This window comes from Ignavigranum ruoffiae, from assembly GCF_023195815.2.
Lineage (GTDB): Bacteria > Bacillota > Bacilli > Lactobacillales > Aerococcaceae > Ignavigranum > Ignavigranum ruoffiae.
The window spans coordinates 1,271,700-1,294,982 of the sequence record NZ_CP096206.2 but is presented as its reverse complement, the minus strand read 5'-3'; the positions used below and the strand labels follow the sequence as shown (position 1 = coordinate 1,294,982).

The 23,283-nt window shown below is 39.3% G+C and carries 20 protein-coding genes and 1 tRNA gene; 17 read left to right on the top strand and 4 right to left on the bottom strand.

Annotated features, from left to right (window positions below; translation table 11 throughout):
• Nucleotides 1–1,068: 1,068 nt before the first annotated feature.
• From ppdK to M0R79_RS06130, 3 genes are read left to right on the top strand one after another with little or no spacing between them, the layout of a single operon-like run.
• On the top strand, nucleotides 1,069–3,693 hold the full coding sequence (gene ppdK / locus M0R79_RS06140) for a pyruvate, phosphate dikinase (RefSeq protein WP_248415989.1): 2,625 nt from the start codon (nucleotides 1,069–1,071) through the stop codon (nucleotides 3,691–3,693).
• A gap of 17 nt (nucleotides 3,694–3,710) precedes the next feature.
• Complete coding sequence (locus M0R79_RS06135) at nucleotides 3,711–4,334, top strand: helix-turn-helix transcriptional regulator (RefSeq protein ID WP_092571801.1); 624 nt, start codon at nucleotides 3,711–3,713, stop codon at nucleotides 4,332–4,334.
• 1 nt (nucleotide 4,335) lies between these two features.
• Nucleotides 4,336–5,154: a pyruvate, water dikinase regulatory protein gene (locus tag M0R79_RS06130; RefSeq protein ID WP_248415990.1), complete on the top strand. Its 819-nt coding sequence runs from the start codon at nucleotides 4,336–4,338 to the stop codon at nucleotides 5,152–5,154.
• A 70-nt stretch (nucleotides 5,155–5,224) separates the two neighbouring features.
• Here M0R79_RS06130 and M0R79_RS06125 read toward each other — a convergent pair whose 3' ends face one another.
• Nucleotides 5,225–6,082, bottom strand: coding sequence for a DUF368 domain-containing protein (locus M0R79_RS06125; protein ID WP_248415991.1), 858 nt, complete (start codon nucleotides 6,080–6,082; stop codon nucleotides 5,225–5,227).
• A gap of 177 nt (nucleotides 6,083–6,259) precedes the next feature.
• Here M0R79_RS06125 and M0R79_RS06120 point away from each other — a divergent pair, with 177 nt between their 5' ends.
• From M0R79_RS06120 to M0R79_RS06075, 10 genes are all read left to right on the top strand, one after another.
• Complete coding sequence (locus M0R79_RS06120; RefSeq protein ID WP_248415992.1) at nucleotides 6,260–6,505, top strand: hypothetical protein; 246 nt, start codon at nucleotides 6,260–6,262, stop codon at nucleotides 6,503–6,505.
• 13 nt (nucleotides 6,506–6,518) lie between these two features.
• A complete protein-coding gene (locus M0R79_RS06115) occupies nucleotides 6,519–6,923 on the top strand; it encodes a cytidine deaminase (RefSeq protein ID WP_092571809.1) in 405 nt (134 codons plus the stop codon).
• Nucleotides 6,924–6,990: 67 nt separating this feature from the next.
• Nucleotides 6,991–7,371: a lactoylglutathione lyase gene (gene gloA / locus M0R79_RS06110; protein ID WP_248415993.1), complete on the top strand. Its 381-nt coding sequence runs from the start codon at nucleotides 6,991–6,993 to the stop codon at nucleotides 7,369–7,371.
• Nucleotides 7,372–7,836: 465 nt separating this feature from the next.
• Entirely contained in the window at nucleotides 7,837–8,982 is a 1,146-nt protein-coding gene (locus tag M0R79_RS06105; RefSeq protein WP_248415994.1) for a M20 metallopeptidase family protein, read from the top strand.
• 89 nt (nucleotides 8,983–9,071) lie between these two features.
• Nucleotides 9,072–11,171 (top strand): PBP1A family penicillin-binding protein, encoded by a 2,100-nt coding sequence (locus M0R79_RS06100; protein WP_248415995.1) that lies wholly within the window; start codon nucleotides 9,072–9,074, stop codon nucleotides 11,169–11,171.
• 115 nt (nucleotides 11,172–11,286) lie between these two features.
• Nucleotides 11,287–11,637 (top strand): YlbF family regulator, encoded by a 351-nt coding sequence (locus tag M0R79_RS06095; protein WP_248415996.1) that lies wholly within the window; start codon nucleotides 11,287–11,289, stop codon nucleotides 11,635–11,637.
• Between the two features lie 90 nt (nucleotides 11,638–11,727).
• Nucleotides 11,728–13,002: a metallophosphoesterase family protein gene (locus M0R79_RS06090; protein WP_248415997.1), complete on the top strand. Its 1,275-nt coding sequence runs from the start codon at nucleotides 11,728–11,730 to the stop codon at nucleotides 13,000–13,002.
• Nucleotides 12,992–15,799, top strand: a complete 2,808-nt coding sequence (locus M0R79_RS06085; protein WP_248415998.1) for an ATP-binding protein — start codon at nucleotides 12,992–12,994, stop codon at nucleotides 15,797–15,799. The genes M0R79_RS06090 and M0R79_RS06085 overlap by 11 nt, the downstream gene beginning before the upstream one ends.
• Before the next feature lie 13 nt (nucleotides 15,800–15,812).
• Nucleotides 15,813–16,757 (top strand): 3'-5' exoribonuclease YhaM family protein, encoded by a 945-nt coding sequence (locus tag M0R79_RS06080; RefSeq protein ID WP_248415999.1) that lies wholly within the window; start codon nucleotides 15,813–15,815, stop codon nucleotides 16,755–16,757.
• A gap of 12 nt (nucleotides 16,758–16,769) precedes the next feature.
• On the top strand, nucleotides 16,770–17,336 hold the full coding sequence (locus M0R79_RS06075; protein ID WP_248416000.1) for an SRPBCC family protein: 567 nt from the start codon (nucleotides 16,770–16,772) through the stop codon (nucleotides 17,334–17,336).
• A 302-nt stretch (nucleotides 17,337–17,638) separates the two neighbouring features.
• On the opposite strand, the gene M0R79_RS06070 is transcribed toward M0R79_RS06075, so the two are convergent.
• The 3 genes from M0R79_RS06070 to M0R79_RS06060 all read right to left on the bottom strand — a co-directional run bounded on the left by M0R79_RS06070 (nucleotide 17,639) and on the right by M0R79_RS06060 (nucleotide 19,336).
• Nucleotides 17,639–17,710 (bottom strand) — tRNA-Arg (locus M0R79_RS06070).
• 114 nt (nucleotides 17,711–17,824) lie between these two features.
• On the bottom strand, nucleotides 17,825–18,547 hold the full coding sequence (locus M0R79_RS06065; RefSeq protein ID WP_248416001.1) for an LPXTG cell wall anchor domain-containing protein: 723 nt from the start codon (nucleotides 18,545–18,547) through the stop codon (nucleotides 17,825–17,827).
• A 36-nt stretch (nucleotides 18,548–18,583) separates the two neighbouring features.
• The gene (locus tag M0R79_RS06060; RefSeq protein WP_248416002.1) at nucleotides 18,584–19,336 is read right to left on the bottom strand and encodes a hypothetical protein; all 753 of its coding nucleotides are present in this window, start codon (nucleotides 19,334–19,336) and stop codon (nucleotides 18,584–18,586) included.
• Nucleotides 19,337–19,555: 219 nt separating this feature from the next.
• On the opposite strand from M0R79_RS06060, the gene M0R79_RS06055 reads away from it, so the two are divergent.
• The 4 genes from M0R79_RS06055 to M0R79_RS06040 all read left to right on the top strand — a co-directional run bounded on the left by M0R79_RS06055 (nucleotide 19,556) and on the right by M0R79_RS06040 (nucleotide 23,280).
• Nucleotides 19,556–20,008 (top strand): HIT family protein, encoded by a 453-nt coding sequence (locus M0R79_RS06055; protein ID WP_092571833.1) that lies wholly within the window; start codon nucleotides 19,556–19,558, stop codon nucleotides 20,006–20,008.
• Entirely contained in the window at nucleotides 19,995–20,336 is a 342-nt protein-coding gene (locus tag M0R79_RS06050; RefSeq protein ID WP_248416003.1) for a YtxH domain-containing protein, read from the top strand. Before M0R79_RS06055 ends, M0R79_RS06050 begins: the two co-directional genes overlap by 14 nt.
• Before the next feature lie 104 nt (nucleotides 20,337–20,440).
• Entirely contained in the window at nucleotides 20,441–21,442 is a 1,002-nt protein-coding gene (locus M0R79_RS06045) for a peptidylprolyl isomerase (protein ID WP_248416004.1), read from the top strand.
• Between the two features lie 257 nt (nucleotides 21,443–21,699).
• Nucleotides 21,700–23,280: an alpha-glucoside-specific PTS transporter subunit IIBC gene (locus M0R79_RS06040; protein ID WP_248416005.1), complete on the top strand. Its 1,581-nt coding sequence runs from the start codon at nucleotides 21,700–21,702 to the stop codon at nucleotides 23,278–23,280.
• The last annotated feature ends 3 nt before the right edge of the window (nucleotides 23,281–23,283 follow it).

Sequence of the window (23,283 nt, the reverse complement as noted above, 5' to 3'; positions counted from 1 at the left end):
ACTTGCAAGCGATTGTCCTTCAAAGCTTTAGCTTTTTCGGACTAGATCCACTAGACAAATTCTAAGCGACAAGTCGCTAAGAGTTTGTAAGCTGCGTGGATCTTCTTGTGGCTCGCGAGTAGTATTGATTCGTATTTTATTTTGAAAAGATTGTTTTTTCAGGCCAATAGAGGTCATTGATTGGCACTAATAATCTGAACTGAAGCTGTCACTGTATTGGCTAAAATAATAGAGCGACGTCTTTCGCTTATTTGATAAGCTCCAGACTTACTTTACGACTCAGTCCCTAAAAGCCATGGGCTTAAGGGACTGATGTGGGTAAAGTATGCTGATCCGATGGTTCAAATACACCCATATAATCCCTAAGCTGTCACTCGAGAAGTTAATTAGAGTCATAGTGAAAATTAAAGTGGGCTAATATATTTAAAATATACAAATTTTCAGCCTAAAAATAAAAAAAGAGAAATAATTAATAAACTGCGATCGTCCTTCAAAGCTATGACTTTTTCGGACTAGATCCACTAGACAAATGCTAAGCGACAAGTCGCTAAGAGTTTGTAAGCTGCGTGGATCTTCTTGAGGCTTGCGAGTAGTATTGATTCGTATTTTATTTTGAAAAGATTATTTTTTCAGGCCAATAGAGGTCATTGATTGGTACTAATAATCTGAACTGAAGCTGTCACTGTATTGGCTAAAATAATAGAGCAACGTCTTCCGCTTATTTGATAAGCTCCAGACTTACTTTACGACTCAGTCCCTAAAAGCCATGGGCTTTAGGGGACTGGGGTAGGGAAGGTGTTCAGATAGACCCTACAAAGTACTTAGCTAGTTAGGAGTACAAGTCAGTCGCTTGGTCATTTACTGGCCATGTCGATTGTGCAGACATTTTTCGGTGGGTTTTACTGGGATAAGTGAAATTTATAGATAAACTTTTACTTGTAAAAGGACGATAAATGTCCATCAGGTTATATTAAATTATAATTTGATAAGATAAGCTTTAGTCATTGCAATCTAATAGTGCATATTATATAATTCTTTTATGATGCATTAATAATGAGGAGGAAGAATATGCAACGTGTTTATGCTTTTAATGAAGGAACAGCTCAAATGAAAGATATCCTAGGGGGCAAAGGTGCCAACCTAGCTGAGATGACCCGCTTGGGCTTACCTGTTCCTAAAGGCTTTACCATTTCTGCCAAGGCTTGTTTAGAATTCTTAAATCATGGTGAAGTCTTATTGGATGAACTTAAAGCTGAAATCGATCAATATATACAACAATTAGAGCAGGACACTGGTAAGAAATTTGAGGGTGCTGAGAATCTGCTCTTAGTTTCTGTGCGTTCAGGAGCCAAAATTTCTATGCCAGGTATGATGGACACGATTCTTAATGTCGGCTTAAATGACCACACTGTGGAAACCCTCGCTCAAGAAACACAAGATTATCGTTTTGCTTATGACTGCTATCGTCGTCTATTACAAATGTATGGTAACGTTGTTTTTGGGATGGATGGGAGCAAATTCGAAAGAATCTTAGACCAACACAAGAAAGCTGCTCATGCTCGTTACGATTCTGATTTAACTGCAGATCAATTAAAAGCTGTGATTGCCGATTATAAAGAACTTTACTTAAAAGAAATCGACCAACCTTTCCCTCAAAACGTTACGGATCAAATTTATGAAGCGGTTAAAGCGGTTTTCCGTTCATGGAATAATGATCGGGCCAAATATTACCGTAAATTAAATGAAATCCCGAATGACATGGGAACAGCCGTAAATATTCAAGAAATGGTCTTCGGAAATCGCGGTGAAAGTTCAGGGACTGGGGTACTCTTTACCCGGAACCCGGCCACCGGCGAACATAAATTATTCGGTGAATATTTAGTGAATGCTCAAGGTGAAGACGTTGTTGCCGGTATTCGAACTCCATCTTCCATTCAAAAACTTGCTGAAGATTTCCCTGAAATTTATACTTTGCTGAATGATTTGGTTTATAAATTGGAACATCATTACAAGGATATGCAGGATATTGAGTTTACTATTGAAGAAGGTCAATTATATATTCTTCAAACCCGAAATGGTAAACGGACGGCTAAATCAGCATTCAAGGTAGCCGTAGACTTGGTTAAAGAAGGAGTCATTACCAAAGAAGAAGCCTTGATGCGAATTGAGCCAAGTGCGGTCAACCAATGGCTACATCCTACCTTTGATAGTGAAAGTTTAGCCAAGGCTGAGCTAATTTCAAACCATGGCTTACCAGCGAGTCCTGGCTCAGGAACAGGTCAAGTGGTCTTTACGGCTAAAGTAGCTAAAGAATGGGCCGAAGCAGGTAAGAAAGTCATCTTGGTCCGTCAAGAAACCTCGCCAGAAGATATTGAAGGAATGAACTTAGCTCAAGCCATTGTAACGAGCCACGGAGGTATGACTTCTCATGCGGCGGTCGTTGCCCGCGGTATGGGTAAATCTTGTGTCGTTGGTGTGGATGACCTCGAAATTTCTGAAGAAAATAAAACAATTATTTATCCAGGTGGCGAGTTGCACGAAGGTGACTTGATTTCAGTAGATGGTAGCTCAGGAAAATTATATCGGGGTGAAATCAAACAATCCTTCACGAGCACGGATGAATCTTATGCTACCATTATGGAATGGGCCGAAGAAGTTTCTGAATTGAAAGTTAGAATGAATGCAGAAACCTTACCAGATATCCAGACCGGTCTAGCTTTTGGCGCAGTGGGTATCGGTTTAACACGGACTGAGCATATGTTCTTTAAGGCAGAACGTTTGAAAGAATTTAGAAGTTTTATTCTTTCTCAGAAAGAAGAAGAACGGCAAGCAGCTTTAGATCGGATTCAAGCATACCAAGAAGAAGACTTTGAAAAGATTTTCCGAGCTTTGGATGGCTTCCCAGCTAATATTCGTTTATTGGACCCACCTTTGCATGAATTCTTGCCAGCCAAAGACCAAGACATCGAATTAGTGGCTGGTCAACAAGGAATTTCAGCCCAAGAATTGAAGAGCCGGATTCATAATCTGAAAGAAGTTAACCCAATGTTAGGACACCGTGGTTGTCGTCTAGGAATGACTTTCCCTAACTTATACTTAATGCAAGCACGGGCGATCATGACTTCTGCCATTAAGTTAGTCCAAGAAGGACTAGCGGTTAGCCCAGAAATTATGATACCATTAGTAAGTACGCAAAAAGAATTAGCGATCCTCAAAGAAAAAATTGTTGCTGAACTCGATCAAATGATTCAAGAAGCAGGGGTTGAACTCGCTTATACAGTAGGTACCATGATTGAAATCCCACGGGCATGCTTTATTGCTGACGACCTTGCACAAATCGGCCAATTCTTTAGCTTTGGTACCAATGACTTAACCCAAATGACTTATGGCTTCTCGCGTGACGATGCAGGTAAATTTATTAATCAATATATTGAGAATGGTGTCTTAGAAACAGATCCTTTCCAAACCATCGACTTAGCTGGTGTGGGTGAATTAGTCCGCATTGCTGTTGAGAAAGGTCGCCAAGCTAATCCTAACTTGAAGATTGGTGTGTGTGGCGAATTGGGTGGAGATCCTAAGTCCATTATGTTCTTCAACCAAGTTGGTTTAGATTATGTATCTTGTTCACCATTCCGTGTACCTATCGCCAAGATTGCCGCAGCTCAAGCAACCATCAGAAAACAAGAGAAATAAATATTGGAGCGATATAAATGGATTTGACAAAAAGACAGCAACAAATAATTGATATTGTGAAGAATAATGAACCGATAACGGGGAATGATATTGCTGAGAGGCTAGACATCGCTAAATCTACCATTCGTAGTGACTTGGCGGTGCTGACTTTAACAGGAATCCTGGATGGTCGGCCAAAGGTGGGGTATATTTATTCAGGTCTACCTTACCAACCTATGCTCCATGAAGTAATCTCTAGTAAGAAAGTGGAAGACATCATGAGTAGCCCGGTCATCATTTCGGTGGAAACTTCGATTCATGATGCCATGACCATGTTGTTTATGTACGACGTTGGATCTATTTATATTTCAGAAGGCGACAATCAGGAATTACTGGGCATCGTCTCACGCAAAGATTTATTAAGATCGATGGCGACAGGTCAATCCAATGAACTAGCTGTTGCTGTAGTAATGACTCGGATGCCGAACTTAATTGTGGCTACCCCGGATATGCCGGTCTTAGAAGCAGGAAAATTGATTGTAAACCATCAAGTAGACTCTTTACCGGTGGTAGAGGGCAAAGGATCGAATCGAATTGTCGGTAAGCTATCCAAAACGAATCTGGTTAACTTATTCGTAGAACTTAGTACTTCGGAGGAGTAACATGACTGATACAGAAATTAAAATGTTTATCGTTTCTGACGCTGTAGGAGAAACTGCGCTTAGAGTTGCCAATGCAGTTCTAGCTCAATTTCCTAATATCAAGAATAAGAACATTAAACGTTACCCGTTTATTGCTTCCAAAGAAGAGATGATTTCGCTCCTGCATGATGCTGGTTTGGAGAATGCGATTGTGGTAGCCACGATTGTTAACAGTGAACTGGCTACCTTTGCCCAAGAGTATGCGGATGAACATCATATTCTCTACCATAATGTTTTAACAGAATTAATTCACATGATTCAAAATAAAGCGGAAGTAGCTCCAGTTGAAGAGAGTGGTCTTTTACAACAAATGGATCAAAATTATTTTGACCGTGTGTCTGCCATTGAATTTGCTGTTAAGTATGATGATGGAAAAAATAATAAAGGCTTCCCTCAGTCTGATATGGTCCTATTGGGAATTTCGCGGACATCAAAGACGCCGCTCAGCATGTATTTAGCTAATAAGGGCTATAAGGTGTCTAATCTTCCTTTGATTCCGGAAGTACCTATTCCCAAAGAGATTTATGAAGTTGATGCGCGTCGAATCTTTGGTCTAACTGCCTCACCTCGTTATATCATGAATATTCGTTCAGAACGGGTCAAGATTCTAGGTATTACTGGCAGCGCCAAATATTCTAGCTTGGAACGAGTTAAAGATGAATTAATGTTCTCGGAACAGCTCTATCAGAAATTAGGAGCTCGAATGATCAATGTTGAGAACAAATCCATCGAGGAAACAGCAGCTGAAATTGAAACTCATTATAAGGCTGAGAATATTTAAAGACATAATAGTCGCCCCACCTGAGTATTAAGCTCAAGTGGGGCGACATTTTTAATGTGATTTAGTAAGATTATTCGTCGGTATATTTTGCTTCTAAACGGGCCATCCACAGACCGACGGCAGCACCGAAGACCAACATCAAGAAACAGAGGAAATACTGCAAGAAAGTAAACCCATGATAATCAGTTGGAATAATCATGACAGTTGAAGCAAGAACGACTCCTACAATAAAATGGAAGAAGTTTGAATAATAGCGTTCGAAGATATGATGAATGATTTTGGCAAGCAATAAGATGGTTAATAGACCGCCTAGGGCAATGGGAAGAATTACAGAGAGGTCAAAAGACTTAAATCCATCCGCCATCGCCTTATATAAACCTAAATAGACGATAAAGTTGGAGGGACTCATTCCAGGTACTAAGACACCCAGGGCAATCAGAAAGCCACATAGCATCCAAGCAGCAAAGCTAGGAGTCATGGCCCCATTTTGTAAGAGTTGGCCTAGATTAAGCAAGATGAGCCCAAGAATAAATGCGGTAATTAAGATCATCCAGTCTCGTTTATCCCGTCCCTGAGCACCTGCTTGTTGCCAAAGGGCAGGTAAGGTGCCGACGATTGCTCCGATAAAGAACCAAAGGATAATCGTTTCAAAGTTGCCTAATAAGTAACTTACGCCCCAGGATAGACCGGCAATGCCCACGAGCGCACCTAAAGCAACGGGAATAAAGAATTTCACATTTTCAATAAAATGATCGAAGATATTCGATAAAAAACGAATAATTGGAGTGTAAAGGCCAAAAATGGCGGCCAAAGCTCCACCAGAAACGCCAGGTAAAATAAAACCAGATCCAATAAACATTCCTTTGATAAATTTCAGCAACCAATTTTGTTGCGGGAGTTGGTCACTGTATGATTGATTTGTGTTCATAATGACTCCTTTTTGAAAAATTAATCTGATACAAGTTTAGCTGAATTTATGAGCTGAAGCAAATCTGAAAATTAATTATATATAAATATGTTTGAAATATATCCTGGTTGCAAATGATTATCATTTAAGCTGACTTGAGCTATAATAGTGAAGAATCTTAAGCTAAGGAGTGAAATCATGGAAGATCATATCTTATATTACAGTGACTTATGTCCTGATACCGAGGAATTTGTATCTGCCTTACAAGCTAAGGAGATTGTCTATCAGGCCGTCAATATTACTGAATCAATGGCTAATTTAAAAGCCTTTCTTAAATTAAGAGATAAACATCCTGATTTTAAAGCAATCAAAGAACAAGGTAAAGTGGGCGTTCCTGTCCTCTTTTCCGCTCAAAAATTATATTTCAATCAACAAGAGTTGTAGAAAGGGAGAGGTTATGAACAAAGAGGCTCAAGATTTAATGGAGAAAGCGCGTTCTGTTTTAGGCCGAGCTTATGTTCCTTATTCGCATTTTCCTGTAGGGGCGGCTCTATTAATGAAGGATGGGCAGGTCATTACTGGTGTGAATGTTGAGAATGTTTCTTTTGGTGCGACGAATTGTGCGGAAAGGTCGGCCTTATTTACCGCAATCTCTCAGGGTTATCCGGCTAAATCAGTCAAAGCCATTGCGATTGCCGGCATTAGTCAGGGCTTTCTCAGTCCTTGTTCAATCTGCCGCCAGGTAATGGTTGAACTTTGCGATCCAGAAACTGCCGTTTATTTATCAAATGCAGACGAAGAGATTATGGAAACCACGGTTGCGGAATTAGTTCCCTTAGCCTTTGACCATCTTGATGTATAATGCGTGTTTTTCCGAGTTGGATTTGTTAGACTAAAGATAAGACTATGATGAAAGGAAGCGATATTATATGGCCCAAACATTATTACATGCCTGTCTTCGTGTGCGAGATTTAGAAGCTTCTAAGAAATTCTATACTGAATTATTTGATTTTGAAGTGGCTCGTGAAAGAGATTATCCTGAAGACAAATTCACGCTATCATTTTTAAAAGCACCGGGATCCGATTTCGAAATTGAGCTGACTTATAATTACGAAGCAGATCCCTATGAAATCGGTAATGGCTTCAGCCACTTGGCTTTAGGTGTTGATGATTTAGATGCAGTCTATCAAGCATGCAAGGAGTCCGGTTATAAAGTTTCTGAAATGAAAGCTTTATCGAATCCATACTTCTTTGTCACTGATCCTGATGGATATCGTCTAGAAGTGATGGCCAATTCAAAGAAAGCTTAACCGTGCCTCAATAAAAATTTTGATGCAATAAACTCTTAAAAGGGGCAAAATACAAGCTAAGTTTTGAATACGATCCTGCCCTTAAAGTTAAGTCAGAGAGACTTTGACATTTTGTCTGTGTCTCTCTTTTTTACCTAGAAAAAATTAAAAATCAGAAACTAGCTAAAATTTTAAAAATAGACTTGCTAGAAAGTCACGATTTGTTATAATGATTTACATGCGATGAGTCGAAAGCAATCTGGATAGATTGCCTACAGGAGACCTAGAGGTTCGACCTCAAATCAGGAAGATGGTCTATTCATAGGTGCTGTGAACACTTATGGACCTTAAGTTCTCTTAAGGCTGGTTTAACTAGCCAAAGCTAGTGACTAAGTCCTCCGATCTAAAGGATCGGGGGGCTTATTTTTTAATAGTTGGTGTATAATAGAGTTAAAATATAAACCTTTGGAAGGGAAGCGCTTATTTGTGGAACAACTGAATATTGGCTTGGAAGAACTTGATCAACTTAAACAATTGCGTCAGACTTTGAGAAAGCATCCTGAGCTGTCTGAACACGAACAAGAAACTCGTGAGATTCTCAAGGATTTTATTCAGACCCATTGCTCGAATTTAGAGATTGTAGATCAAGGTCGTTGGTTTTATGTCTGGAAGGCCGGGAGTCCAGGCAAGCAAACGATTGCTTTTCGGGCGGACCATGATGCAATCAGTAACACTCAGGGACAAGTTTTTCATGGTTGTGGCCATGATGGCCATTCTACTATCTTGGCTGGATTAGCTTGGCAGATAGATTCAATGGATCTGTCAACCAATGTGATGCTTATTTTTCAACATGCTGAAGAGAATGGCGTCGGAGCACGAGAAATTGTTCCCCGGATGCAAGAAATCGGCGTGGATTATGTTTATGGATTGCATAATTTTCCTGGATTTGCCCAAAATCAAATTATTGGCAAGTCAGGAACGTTTATGTGTGCCTCTACAGGGATGGAGATTCGGTTTCAAGGTCAACAAACTCACGCGGGTCAGCCTGAGAAAGGAATTAATCCGGCTTTTGCCTTTGCAGAACTCTGCTTAAAATTGAAAGACTTAGGAAAGTTCCCAGGTTTCGGACCGCAAAAGGCGCTATGTCATTCTTTTGATAGTCTGGTGATGGCTACCATTATCTCTTTAGAATTAGGCCAAAAGGGCATGTATGGTATCGCAGCCGGCAGTGGTCAATTACAATTGACCTTGCGTGCCAGCAAATATAGTGACTTAAAGGAGTTGACTAATTTGCTTGAAGAAGAAGTGCATCGATTGGCAACAGAGGAACACCTGAGCGCAGCGATTCGTTATCTCGATCAATTCCCCGATACTTCCAACCCGGTTGAAGAGGTGGATCGTCTAGAACGCCTCGCTAAAGCCAATGGTCTAGCATATCATCAACTCGAACAAGCCTTCAGACCTTCAGAAGATTTTGGCTGGTATTTAATGAACTTCCCTGGTACTTTCTTTGGTCTTGGCTCCGGTGTTGAGCATCCAGACTTGCATGATGATCGTTATGAATTTCCTGACGAGATTATTGCAAGTGGAATACGGATATTCCGAGCTTTGCTGATGGACCACCAAGATTAGTTCATAAATAATTCTTGATTTTACTAATCTTTTATTCATAATTTAAAGGTATTCTTAGGTCACTACTGTATTTAAAAGGAGGGTTCTCAATGGCTAAAGAAAAATGGCAAGCAGCCTGGGCCACTTTCAAGGAACTCTGGCGTTACTATCGAGGTTGGAAATGGCTCATCTTTATTGGTCTAAGTTTCTCTTTAGTGCTTTCATCCTATCTGGTTTTGATTGCTAAAACTACTAGTGTAGAGACCTTAAAAGATGCCTTACAAACGAAGACCACCATATACACAGCAAATGATGAAGAGGCTGGCTATTTAAGCAATCAAAAAGGGACCTATGTCACTTTGGATCAAGTCTCAGACCAGATGAAGAAGACCCTGGTGGCTACGGAGGACAAGCGTTTTTATGAACATAATGGCTTCGATACCATGGGGATTGGCCGAGCGTTTATCCGCCTACTAATCAACCGAAATACTTCTGGTGGTGGGGGATCCACCTTGACCCAACAATTGGCTAAGAATGCTTTTCTTTCTCAAGATCAGACCTTCCAACGTAAATTTAAAGAGCTCTTCTTAGCTTTAGAAATTGAGAAGAGTTATGATAAAGAACAAATCTTAGAGATGTATTTGAACCATGCCTACTTCGGTAATGGGGTCTGGGGGGTAGAAGATGCTTCAGAGAAATATTTTGGTCATCCGGCTGCTAGCTTGAATTGGAATGAAAGTATTGTGCTAACTGGAATTTTAAAAGGACCAAATATTTTTAATCCAATTGATGATTATCAAGCAGCCATCGATCGTCGCAATGTAATTGCAGACCTCTTATTAAAAGAACAAGTGATTACCGCTGAAGACCATCAAATTATTCTTTCTCGGGGTATCGACCTCTGGGACAATTATTATGTGCAGGATTCTTATACTTATCCCTCTTATTTTGATGCGGTGATTAATGAGGCCATTGCCAAGACCAATATTCCAGAAGGGGATTTGATTGGGAAAGGTTATAAAATCTATACCTACCTAAATCCAGCCTATCAGAATGCCTTAGACCAGTCCTACCAAGTTGGCGGGATTTTCCCTGATGATGCTGCCGAGCAACCCTTGGTTCAAAGTGCAAGTATTGTCGTTGATCCTAGCACAGGTGGCGTTGAGGCAGTATATGGGGGTCGTGGAGAATATACTTATCGTGGCTTTAATCGAGCGACCGATATGTTACGTTCACCAGGTTCCACTTTGAAACCTTTAGCAGTATATGTGCCGGCTTTAGAAGCTGGTTACAATATTCACTCGATGGTCCCAGATGAAGTACGTTCTTATAATGGCTATGCGCCTGAGAACTATAATCATTATACTGAACCTAGTGGAGAGACCCCGCTTTATTATGCTTTGGCTCAAAGTAAAAATACCTCAGCGGTCTATTTAATGGATAAATTAGGGATCGACAAATCAGTCAAGAAACTTCAGCAATTTGGTATCGATGTGAAGAATAATGATAAGCATTTGCCTTTAGCTTTGGGGGCCTTTGAGCGAGGAATTAGTCCAATGCAATTGGCCAACGCTTATACCGCTTTTGCCAATCAAGGCATTCGCTTAGAGTCTTCTTTTATTCGCAAGATAGAAGATGCTCAAGGCAATGAAGTTTATAATAATGAACGGCCAACCAAACATATGGTCATGACCAAAAATGTGGCGGCTGATATGACTTCCATGATGTTAGACACCTATGGTGGTTATGGAACGGCCTATGGTGCAGGACCTGATCTAGGTCAAATTGCCGGTAAGACAGGTTCGACTGAAACGGTGGATGGGTCTGCGGATACGCGCGATAAGTGGATGGTAGGTTATACACCAGACTTTGTCATTGTGACTTGGCTTGGTTTGGATGAGATGGGCGATACCAGTCTAGATACCATCATGCCTAGCGGTTTAGGCAGCTTATTCAATATTCAAACGACCAATATCATGGCACTTTCTGCCCAAACACCTTTCCAGGTTAGCAATGCATCGGCCATGAATCAAGACACGAATACGGTGGCGGATGATTTCTGGTCTGAGCAACTCAGTCCATGGTTTGACCAAGCCAGTCAGTGGTTGGGTCAACAGGCCGAAAGTTTATGGCAAATGGGTCAAGAATTAGCTGACCAAGCGGGTCAAGGCCTTGCTGACTTATGGAATCAGATTGATCTTCCTTGGTAAAGATGAAAGCTTAAACATTGATATAGAGGTTGATGACAGCCTTTTATCTGACAGTTCGTCTAGTATTTTTTGGCTGAATTTGTTAATATTAAGGGTGTAGAAAAGGATGAAGAAGATGAACAATAATATTTATGATACAGCAAACCAACTTGAACGAGATTTAAGAAATTTAGAATCTTATCAAGCCCTTAAAGCGATTATGACTGAGATTCATAACAATGCGCAATCGGCTGACCTGTTCAGCGATTATCGTAAACAAACTCAAGCCTATCAACAGAAAATATTAAAAGCTGAGCAAGTCACTGAAGAGGAGCTTGCCCAATTACAAGACCTAACTGATAAGGTGAAAAAAGATCCTCTGATTAATAAGTTGATGCAAGAAGAACAACGGGTCAGTCAAGTTATTCATGATATTTATGGAATAATTAATCGGCCTTTGGAAGAACTGTATCGATTTGATTCATGATTTAACTGAGGATGAAGCTAAGCCAGCTGGGAGTCATCGTAGATTACGATACTTTTCAGTTGGTTTTATTTAACTAGAAAGGGAACAGATATGAGAATAATGCATGTAGCCGATTTGCATCTTGATACTCCCTTTGTGGGTATGGGCAAAGATTTCCAAGCGATTCAGGGCCGGCTCCTGGAATCGGCTTATATTGCTTTTGAAAGATGTGTAAATGTTGCCATCAATCGAAAAGTTGATCTAATGCTGATTGTAGGAGACGTCTATGACGCCCAAAAACAAACGGTCAAAGCACAATATTTCTTTCATCAACAATTAGAACGTCTTAGTCAAGCCGGTATTCCAGTGGTCTTTTGCCATGGTAACCATGATTACATGACGGCTTCAGTAGAAGGGCGTCAATATCCTGAAGGGATTCACGTTTTTCGGGATAATAAATTATCTTTTATTGACTTGCATCTAGATAATAGTGAGAGTGTGCGCATATATGGCTTCTCCTATAAAAATCAATGGATTGCTGATCGGATGATTGATCAATTTCCAACCAATCCTTATCAAACAACCTACACCATAGGGATGATCCATGGAGAATTAGCGAGTAAAGATGCTAGCCAGACTCACTATGCTCCATTTACTTTAGAAGACCTCTTGGATAAGCATTATGATTATTGGGCTCTGGGACACATTCACCAAGCAAATGTCTTACATCAGACGCCTTTGATTCAATATCCTGGCACCATTCAAGGTCGACATCGGAATGAAACGGGACCTAAAGGAGCCTATATTATCGAGCTAAATCAAGGACAACCGACTGGAAACGAGTTTATTGAATTGAGCCCAATCATTTGGCAAAAAGTCGAGCTCAATTGTCAATGGCATCTGCAAGCCGCTGATTTATTGAAGCAAATCCAACACATCATTGCCAATTATCAATCCGAAGCTCAAGGACATGACCAGTCTTATATTCTCGAGATTGAACTTAACCATGCGGAACGCTTAGATGATGATTTACAAACACAAATCAGTCAAGGACAATTATTGGAAGCCATTCAAGATGAATTGGATGCGGATCATTTTGTGGTGGTCGCTAAAATAAGCTTGAATCGAAGCCTAATGGTTTCGGCCTTTGAATATGACCGCAATCTTAATCAAAGCTTTGAGGAAGCCTACACTGCTTTAAATGATGACAAAGAATATCAAAGCATGATGGCTCCCCTCGAGAATCATCCGACCATTCAGACTTATCTCAAAAGCCTCATTATGGAAGAAGAACTAAGAAATGAGATAAGTAAAGGCGCCCGAGACTTGGTTGTCCAGTCTTTAGGTTTTGATCAAGAAGGGGAGGCAACGAAAGATGAAGATTAAACGACTAGAAATTTACGGTTATGGTAAATGGGTTAACCAATCTTTCAATATTGATGCTCAACTTCAGATATTTTATGGCCCTAATGAGACAGGAAAATCGACCATTCAATCCTTTATTAAGAGTATTCTTTTTGGCTTTCCTGATAAAAGACGGCGTAAGTTCCAACAGAATCGTTATGAACCGCGCCATGGAGAAAGCTATGGGGGGAGAATCCTGCTCAGTGAGACCCCATATGGTGAGATTTGGGTAGAACGGACGGCTAAATTCTTAACCATTCAGACTAAAGAAGGCCAAGTCCTAGAAGATAGTGTCTTAAAAGAAATCCTAGGTGGACTTGATGAGAATGTCTTTGATTACTTCTATGCGTTTAATTTAAATAATTTACAAGAATTGGCCAATATTGGTTCAGAAGACTTAAATGATTTCTTCTTGAGCATTGGTACTTTGGGAAGTGATAAGTTCCTAGCCGTCGCCAAACAATTCGAGAAGGATACTGACGAACTCTATAAACGTCAGGGAACGAACCCTAAATTAAATCAATTATTAACGGAGTTCGAAGTTTTACAAAGACAAGTTCAACAAATTAAACAGAAACACCAACGCTATAGTTATCTATTAAGCCAGCAACAAGCAGAAAATTCAGCGATTAATCAATTAAATGAGAGCATCAAGGACATAGAGCACAAAGTGCGCAATTTAGACCAGCTCATTAATCGGTATGAAATTCATCTGAAGGATTTGGTCGTTCAAAGGAAGCTAGACCAATTAATCTATACTGAGATTCCTGAAGAGGCGCCGACCGAAGTTGATGCCGCTTTACGGGATAATCGTGAAAGCGAAAAGAAACTTGCCGAATATCGTGAACGGATCCGCAATATTGATGAGGAATTGACTCAATTGACCCGTTATACTTGGGCCAAAAACCGTCAACAAGATCGAAAAGAATGGCAATCCGCCACAGAGGAAATCAAGCAAGTTCAGACGCAGATTGAACAATTGCAGCGGCAAATCCATGAAGCTGAAGAGATGTTAGACCATCTAGCAAAACAAGGTCAGTTTTATCCAGAAAAAATTGTTCAAGGAGAGGAATATGATCGAGCCATTGATCGAGGGCTGACAATCCAAGGGAATAAAAATCAGATTCAAGAAGAAAACGAAAGTATTCGATCAGAGCGAAAATTCTTGCTAGAGCAAAGAAAGGCATACCAGAATAATGCGGCGATTGCTCGCCAACAGGTTGCTCAATTAGAGAATCAACGAGTCAATGATGAAGAACAATTGATTCAACAAACCCAATTAAGTCATTATTTACCAGGCTTTATTATCTTGCTTGCCGGAGTCAGTTATGTTTTCTACCAATTTATTCAGGGTCAGTCATTATCTAGCCTTTTTGTCATTGTGGCCGTCTTGCTAGCAATGGTGGGCGTCGGTCAGATGATTTATATTTATCTGAAACATCGTAATTTGGTCCAAAGCTTTCAGAATAATCCCATTCATCAAAAAATCATCGATTTGCATGAACAAGAGAGACAATTTGTAGAACAAGGGAAGGCTTTTGGTTTAGAGATTAATAATCGAGAAATGAAGATGGAACAATTACAAGAAGATTTGGCCAAGCTGATGAAAGAGCAACAAAGTTGGTTGAGTTCGATGGGCTTCTATCCAACGGCCGATCCGGAAATTGTCTTGAAAGCGAATCCGGTGAAGCATTATCTAGAAACTAAAGTCCGCTATGAGAAATTATTGACCGAAGAAGCTGAACAGCAAGCGAGAATTTCTGCTTGGGTGGAATTAATAAAGCCATTGCTGACCCGTTTTCCATTTGAACAGACTGAGAGAATTCGGCCATTAATTCGCCATGTGGAAGAAGTTGAAGCCAGTCTCATCCAAACCATGCAACGAGCCAACGCTTTAGAGGATCGACGGAAGTTAACAACGCATTCAGTGGAAAGTGAAGAAGAGGCGATCAAACAACGCAGTCAACTGATTCAAAATTATTTGGATCAAGCTTCAGCTAAAGATGTGATTGACTTCAAACAAAAGATTAATACCAATAAAGAAATTGAAGACTTGCAGGCGAAACATCAGTTGTTCGCTGAACAAACGCAAGATTATGCACAGGAATTAGCCAAGATTCAAAATCGCCAGGAACTAAGTGAGCAGTTAGAACAACAACAACAAATGTTGCAACGAGCGAAAGAAAATTTAACCCCACATATGCATCAATTAGCCAATGTCATGGTGGAAATTAATCGTCTTCAAGAGGATGGATCCTATGAAGAATTAAGTCAACAGATCGAGAATAAGAAAGCTAAGATTCGTGATGTTATCATTGAATGGGGACAGAAACATATTGCGACCGCCTTAATTTATGATACTTTACGTTATGGGATGGAGAATCCATTGCCAGAAATGAACGAAAAAGTTAACGAACTTTTCTATAAATTATCTGGAGGACGCTATACTCAGGTCAAAATCAATAAAAATTCGATCAAAGTGAAACAATTCTCGGATATCTTATTCGAGCCTCACGAATTATCTCAAGGGACTTTAGAGCAACTCTATGTGGCCTTACGTTTGGCTTTTGTAGAGAGTGCTAAGCAAATGGTTTCAATGCCTATAATTATTGATGATGCTTTCGTGAATTTCGATGAACAGCGACGACAAAGCATGTATCAAGTGCTCAAGGAAATGTCAGAACGCCATCAAATTCTATTCTTTACCTTTGATCAATTAGCCATTGATATCTTTGAACCTGATCATGAAATCGATCTTGAAGAGCTCGATCAAGCTTAGTTGAGGAGGAATTATGAAACAATTATTTGATTTGAATGTCGGTGAGGAATTTGCCTTATATGTATTGATTAAATCAGCAGATGTGCGAACAGCCCGTAACGGCAACCCCTTTATTGCCTTTAGATTTCAAGATAAGTCAGGGGCCATGGATGGTATGTATTGGAGTGCCAATGAGAAAGAAATTGCTAGCTTTCAGGCGGGCAAGGTCGTCTTATTACAAGGAAGACGTGAGAACTATCAAGGTCGGCCTCAAGTACGAATTGAAAAGATGCGTTTAGCCGAAGCAGGTGAGCCGATTGACCCAAGCTATTATGTAGAAAGTATTGAGCTTTCACGGGACGAATTGGTTGAAATACTAGACAATGCCTTATTTATGATTAAAGAACCTAATATTGCCCGTGTCGTGCGCAAAATTTTGAAGACTCATGAGGAAGCTTTCTTTACTTACCCAGCAGCTAAACGTAATCACCATGCCTTAGCAGGGGGCTTAGCTTTTCACACCTTGACCATGGTGCAAATTGCGAGCAAGCTATTGGAAATCTATCCACAATTAAATGCTTCCTTATTGATTGGCGGGATTATTCTGCACGATATCGGTAAGACGATTGAGCTAAGTGGTCCAATATCAACGGAATACACCCTTAGAGGTAAGCTCATGGGTCATATTGTCTTGATGTCTGAATTGATTGATCGAACCTGTCAAGAAATTGGTATCGATTCGGAAATTGAACCCATCTTACTCTTGAAGCATGTGGTCTTAGCTCACCATGGCAAACAGGAATTTGGTAGTCCAGTCCTTCCGCAATTGTTAGAAGCTGAGTTGATTCATTATATCGATGATATGGATGCTAAAATAAACATGATTACCCAAGTCCTTGAACAAACGGATGCAGGTCATTTTACGCCACAAATCTTCCCCTTAGACAAACGGGAAATTTATAAACCCAAATTTCGTTAAGGGTGGTATTGGATGACAAAACACAAAGCTAATCTGCTTGACGAACTATACAGTCATAGCCCGACTTGTAGCTGTGGCTGTCAAACAGGGCAAAGCATCGATGATGCCTTAAGTCAGCTTGATCAGGGACAATGTGTTAAACTAGCCTTGAGCTACCCGCAAAGCTGTGCGGAAGTCTGGCAAATTTTCTTGACCGAACATGCTTGTTATCCAGTTATCGCTTTTAAAGATTTGAGACCTGGAGGGAGTATTCAATTTAGCTATAATAGGGAAGACCAAGAAAGCTTTATGTTGATGGATTACGAACCAGCTAAGACATTATCCTTTGCTTGGTTGGATGGAGCAATCCTAACATTCGATTGGATACCCATCGAGGCGGGCAAAGCTTGTCTACTACAAATCGACTATTGGTATCCTGAATTTAAAGAGACAATGATTGCCGATATGTATCGGTGGTATCAAGCTATGCGTCAACTTCAAGCCAAACTTAGCCATGATACATTTGAAACAGATCCATTAGAAGAGGCCCTGTTTCGCGAACATATACTAAGAGAAGTTCAAAATTTAAAATCGAATTAATAGAATCAGCTTGGTTAAATAACATAGCGCCCCCCGAAAGATGGATGAAAATATCCATCTTTCGGGGGGCACTCTATAACACTTAATCTAACGATTAGGTGTTTTTATTTTGTCTTACATACAAGGAAACGAAATAAAAAAACGAAATTCACGCAAAAAAAAAATAGACTAGCCTATGCTAGTCCTTTCCATTCGTCCGTAGGAGGTTAAATTTTACGTGATTTCAAATTAAACCAAATTTAAATAAAACTTTATTTTATCAAGCTTTATCGGATGTTTTGCTATGAAATAAAAGTTACTTATATCTCCGGAGGGAGTCGAACCCCCATTACAAGAACCGGAATCTTGTGTGATATCCATTACACTACGGAGACCTGATTATTCTATTTTACCTGTCTTTCATATGAATTTCAAGACCTTTTGTCAAATTAAATAAAAAATCAGTCATTATTTTAATATATGTCAATAATAGGAATAATGCTCAAGTATTAATTTTTTTCTTTAACCGTTTCTCTTCTGGGAAAGAGAAAAAGTATGGTGGCTATAAACATTAGTCCTAAAGCAAGGGTAGTTAAAGGATGACTTTCGCCAGCATCGGGCAGTCGACTGCTTTTCTTGTTAGAACTTAAAGCTGTTTTGTTAGCTTTTTTCTTGGTCGCCTTACTAGTAGAAATGAAAGCTTGACTGGCTTGATGATTATCACGGCTACCTTGTTTAATTGATTGACTCGTTTCTTCTGTTGAAGGTTTTTGGCTAAATTGAGTCGCTTCAATCGTTGTCGTACTTGCTTCATTATTAGAGCTTTCGGCTGAAGATTCTGATGTTGCTTCACTTTCATTGCTGCCAGCAGCTTCTGGACCAAATTCGATTATCTGATCGACAGGTTCTTGAATCACTTCTAAGAAGTCTGTTCGGATGAGTTTGTCGCCAGCTAACGAAGTTTCATAAGTATATAAAACTTTCCGGATACCCGGAATACCTTCTTGGACGATGATTTCCTCGTCTGGAGCTAGATTTGGGTTCTTTCTTCTTTGACTAGCAAAAGGGATAGTTTCCTCGCCCACTACTTGCTTGGTTGAGGTTTCTTTTTCTTCAAATCCGGGTTCTTTCTCACTGGTTGTTTCACTAGGGATGTCATCTTGGGCCCACACAGAAATATCCTCTAGGCCAATCAATCCACAACAACAAAGAAGCAGGGCAAATTTCTTCAATGGAATCCTCCTCGCTAGATCTATTACTGACGTGTCTTATTCAATCACATTTCCTTGAGTTGAAATCAGTTGAATAATTTGTTGAGCATTATTATTATTGACCCGTTCAACTAATATTAACCCATAATCTGGAGCAAAATAATAATTAAATTGACCAGAACCTTGCGCTTCAACGACTTTGATGACATTTTCAAAAGTATAGCCGCCAAATGAAAATTGATTGAATAAATCAGACACGGTACGTTTATTCTCATTATTATAACCTGATTGGTAGCTTGTTCCTACTGCTAAATTGCTGGGGAGAATCAAAGACTCAGCGCCATCAGTCGCTTCTGGTGAGTACCGTAAATCTTCCACCACGTTATAATTTTCAAAGCAAGCTAACTCGAATAGACCATTATCGCGAATCTGATATACATAAGCTGTGGCTGAATCTCCGGTAAAGGCAGTAATTTGGAATGTTCCTTGATTATCTGGCATATACTCCATAATAATGTCCTGAACTTCAAATACTGAGCCGTCGCCTTGATACTGATAATTTACAAATTTAGCAAAAGGCATATAGTGGCGAAAGTCCAAAGAAATGGCGGTGTTTGTGCTCGCCGTTGTCGTTTCGTCCTTGCTATCTTCAGTCGTCAAATCTGATTCTTCAACAGAAGAATCAAGTGATTCACTACTTTCAGTTTCTTGGGACCAATCTTGGCCATGGACGACGGTCCTGGTCGAACTCAAGCTGAATAGAGTCAGTAGACATAGTCCGACGAGTAAATATTTTACGATAGTTTTCACATGGCTCCTCCTCTCTTATCAGCAATATTATATCATATTAGAAATACTTTAAGCGTGAGAGATTCTGGAAATAATAATGAAATATACTTCGTTAAAAAACATTATTTTGAATAAATTATGACTTTTTTATGAATCTAATGAGCCCGTATTTTAAGAACTTTTCTGTAATTTATGTTATTCTGTAACTATGGAAAATATGCTTGGTAAAGGAGAGTCTTTATGGAAGATTGCATTTTTTGTAAAATTATTAAAGGTGAGATCCCAGCCGCCAAAGTTTATGAGGATGAATGGGTCTTTGCCTTCTTAGATTTGAGTCAGGTTACTCCTGGTCATACCTTAGTCATTCCAAAAGATCATCGACAAGATATCTTCGATTATGAAGATGATTTAGCCGCCGAAGTCTTTCGTCGTGTGCCCCGGATTGCTAAAGCAATTAAAGAAGCTTTTCCCGAAGCACAAGGTATGAATATTGCTATGAACAATGGGCCACTAGCTTATCAATCTGTCTTTCACTCACACATCCATTTGTTACCCCGTTACAGTGAGGAAGATGGCTTCGCGATGACTTTCACTAATAATCAAGATAAATATAGTCAGGCTGAATTCAAGCAACGAGCAGAAAAGATTGGACAAGCAATAAAACTAAAGGAGGATGGCGATGAAGAAATTTAGTCAAGGATTGTTTTGGGGAGCTTTGTTTGGTGGGCTTGCTGGTTTATTGAATGCCCCAAGAAGTGGTCAAGAAACTCGTCGATATCTTAAAGAATATTTAGATCAAGCCACAGCTGATGTCAATGATGTGCGTTATAAAGTTGATAATTTGAGCCATGCGATTCAGCGCTTAAGCCAAGAAGGATTAGGTAACCTCAAAGAAGCTCAAGATGAAATCCAATACGCAGTGAACCAATTTACCCGAGAAACTGAACCGCGAATTCAACGCATTCAAGATCGAGTGCAAAATCTGCAAAATGAAATCAAGGAAAATCTTGAAGATAATTAGACTATTTATATAAATCTGGCCCATTTTGGCCTAAGTTGCTGGAAATATAGTATAATGGGCTCAGAATATATTATTACTATCATTTAGAATGGAGCATGTATTAGATGAAGAAATCAATCTTAACCTCAGCGTTTGCTGTCTTAGCTGCAGCCTCATTAGCAGTCAGTCCAATGGTGATTAAAGCCCAAGATGATGTAATCGCAACAATTGGGGAGAAAACTATTACCAAAGATGACCTATATGAGGCCATGAAGAATGTTTCTGGAGAAGTGACGTTAAGAACGCTAATTCTAGAGCAAGTCTTAATGCAAAATGTAGAAGATGCTGATTCGCTTAAAAAATCAGCTGAAGAAGAAGTTCAGAAACAAATCGATTCAGCAGGAGGCGAAGACGTCTTCCAAGAACTATTAAATTATCAACAATTGGGTAGTGTTGAAGAATTTACCTATCAAATGTTTGTAAGTAAAATGTTCGAAGAAGTGGTCAAGAAAGAAATTGACCTCTCTGATGAAGCGGTTAAGAAATTCTACGAAGAAGAATACTCTCCATTAATGGAAGCCCAACATATTTTAGTGGATACTGAAGAAGAAGCTCAAAATGTGATCCAACGTTTGAATGATGGAGAAAAATTCGATGCCCTGGCTCAAGAATTATCTAAAGACTCAACTGCTCAAAACGGTGGTCTCTTAAGTCCATTTACTAGCGGCCAAATGGTACCCGAATTTGAAGAAGCTGTTAAATCGATGAAAAATGGCGAAGTCACTCAAGAACCGGTTAAGTCTGAGTATGGCTATCATGTTATCAAGGTAATTAATAATGGTGAGAAGAAACCACTAGATGAAATCCGTAAAGAAGTTGAAGACCAACTTGTTCAAAAGAAATTAGCCGACACCAACTTTGCATATGGCATTGTGGGCAATTTGATTAAGAATACTGGCTACGAAATTAAAGATGAAGATTTGAAAAATGCTGTCGAAGATTTAGTCAATGGTAAACAAGATGAACCTGCTTCAAGTGAAGAGAATCAAGAGGAAACAGCAGCCGATGATGCAGAAGCTAATCAGGAAAGTCAAGCAGCTGAAGAAAGTGAAACAGCAGCTGAATAATTGTGAGTCAGGCTATTGATATAAAACTCATGAATATACAGATCCGAGAACTTTGACGAGTTCTCGGATCTTTTTTAGTGATTAAATTTCTAAAACAATCGTATTGGGAACCTTCCCAATTCCTGGGCAAATAACTATTATTTGGATACGCTTTCTAAATCCTTGAAATCCCTTACATATAAAAAATGACCACTATAATAAATTTATGGAAGAAAAAAATGGAAAGGAGTTAATAAGTTAAAAAGGGGGTTATCATATTGATGGAAAAACTTCAGCGCTTTGGTGGCGCAATGTTTACACCAGTATTATTATTTGCCTATTCAGGCATTATTCTATCTCTCGCCATTTTATGTCAAAGTGAGTTAGTTTTTGGTAGTCTTGCAAGTGATGGGACTTTCTGGAAAAATATTTGGTCGATTATCGAAACAGGTGGCTGGACAGTATTTAACCATATCGAATTGTTATTTGTGATTGGTATTCCAATTGGTCTAGCAGATAAAGCAAATGCTAGAGCTGCTTTAGAATCTTTTGTTGTATATACAACCTTTAACAATTTTGTAAGTAAGATATTGGAAATATGGGGTCAAAACTTCAATGTTGATTTTACACAAGAAGTTGGCGGCACTTCAGGCTTAAAAATGATTGCTGGAGTAAAGACCCTTGATACTAATATTATTGGGGCAATTATTGTTGCAGCTATTGTAGTTTGGATACACAATCGTTATTTTGAAAAGAAATTACCAGATTGGTTAGGAATATTCCAAGGATCTTCTTTAGTTGCAATTATTGGTTTTTTCTTCATGTTACCTTTGGCTTTTGCTACAGCTTCAATTTGGCCAATCGTTCAAGGAGGTATTAGTACTCTTCAAGGACTCATGCTAAATTCTGGTGTATTTGGGGTTTGGATATATGTCTTTTTGGAAAGAATTTTAATTCCTACTGGATTACATCACTTTATTTATCAACCATTTATTTATGGTCCCGCAGCTATTGCTGGTGGAATCGAACAAGGATGGTTACAACAGCTTAATGCTTTAGCAAGTAATCCTGCTCCTTTAATTGAGCAATTCCCTTATGGTGGTTTTGGTTTACACAATATGTCGAAATTTTTTGCTCCAATTGGCATTGGTGCTGCGTTTTACGCGACAGCTTTGCCTGAGAAGAAAAAAGAAACATTGTCTTTAATCGTACCAACAGCAATTACAGCAATGTTAGCAGGAATCACTGAACCATTTGAATTCACATTCTTGTTTATTGCTCCACCATTGTTTTTATTGCACTCCCTGTTAGCTGCAACTTTTGCGTCAACTTTATATTTATTTGGTGTTGTAGGAGATATAGGTAGTGGTTTTATTGCAATGTTGTCTAAATTTATTATTCCAATGTCCATTAATCATCTTGATTCGGTGATTAAATTATTTATTATAGGTTTTATCTATAGCGTTATTTACTTCTATGTCTTTAAATTTGTAATTCTTAAGAAAGACTACAAGACGCCTGGTCGAGAAGTAAATGCGGGAGTCAAACTTTATTCTAAACAAGAATATAAAGCGAAAAAAGCGGGAGAAAATCATAAAATTTCTGATGCTGATCAATACCGCCAATCTGCTGAAATTTATTTAGCAGCCTTTGGAGGACGAACAAATATTGAAGAAGTAACTAACTGTGCTACTCGCCTAAGAGTCAGTGTAAAGGATGTTTCGCTAGTTGGCGATGACCAAGAGTTTAAATTAGGTGGTGCCCACGGAGTAGTTCGAAAAGGAAAAGCATTCCAGATTATTGTTGGTTTAAGTGTACCGCAAGTTAGAGAAGAATTTGAAAAATTATTAAAACAATAGAAG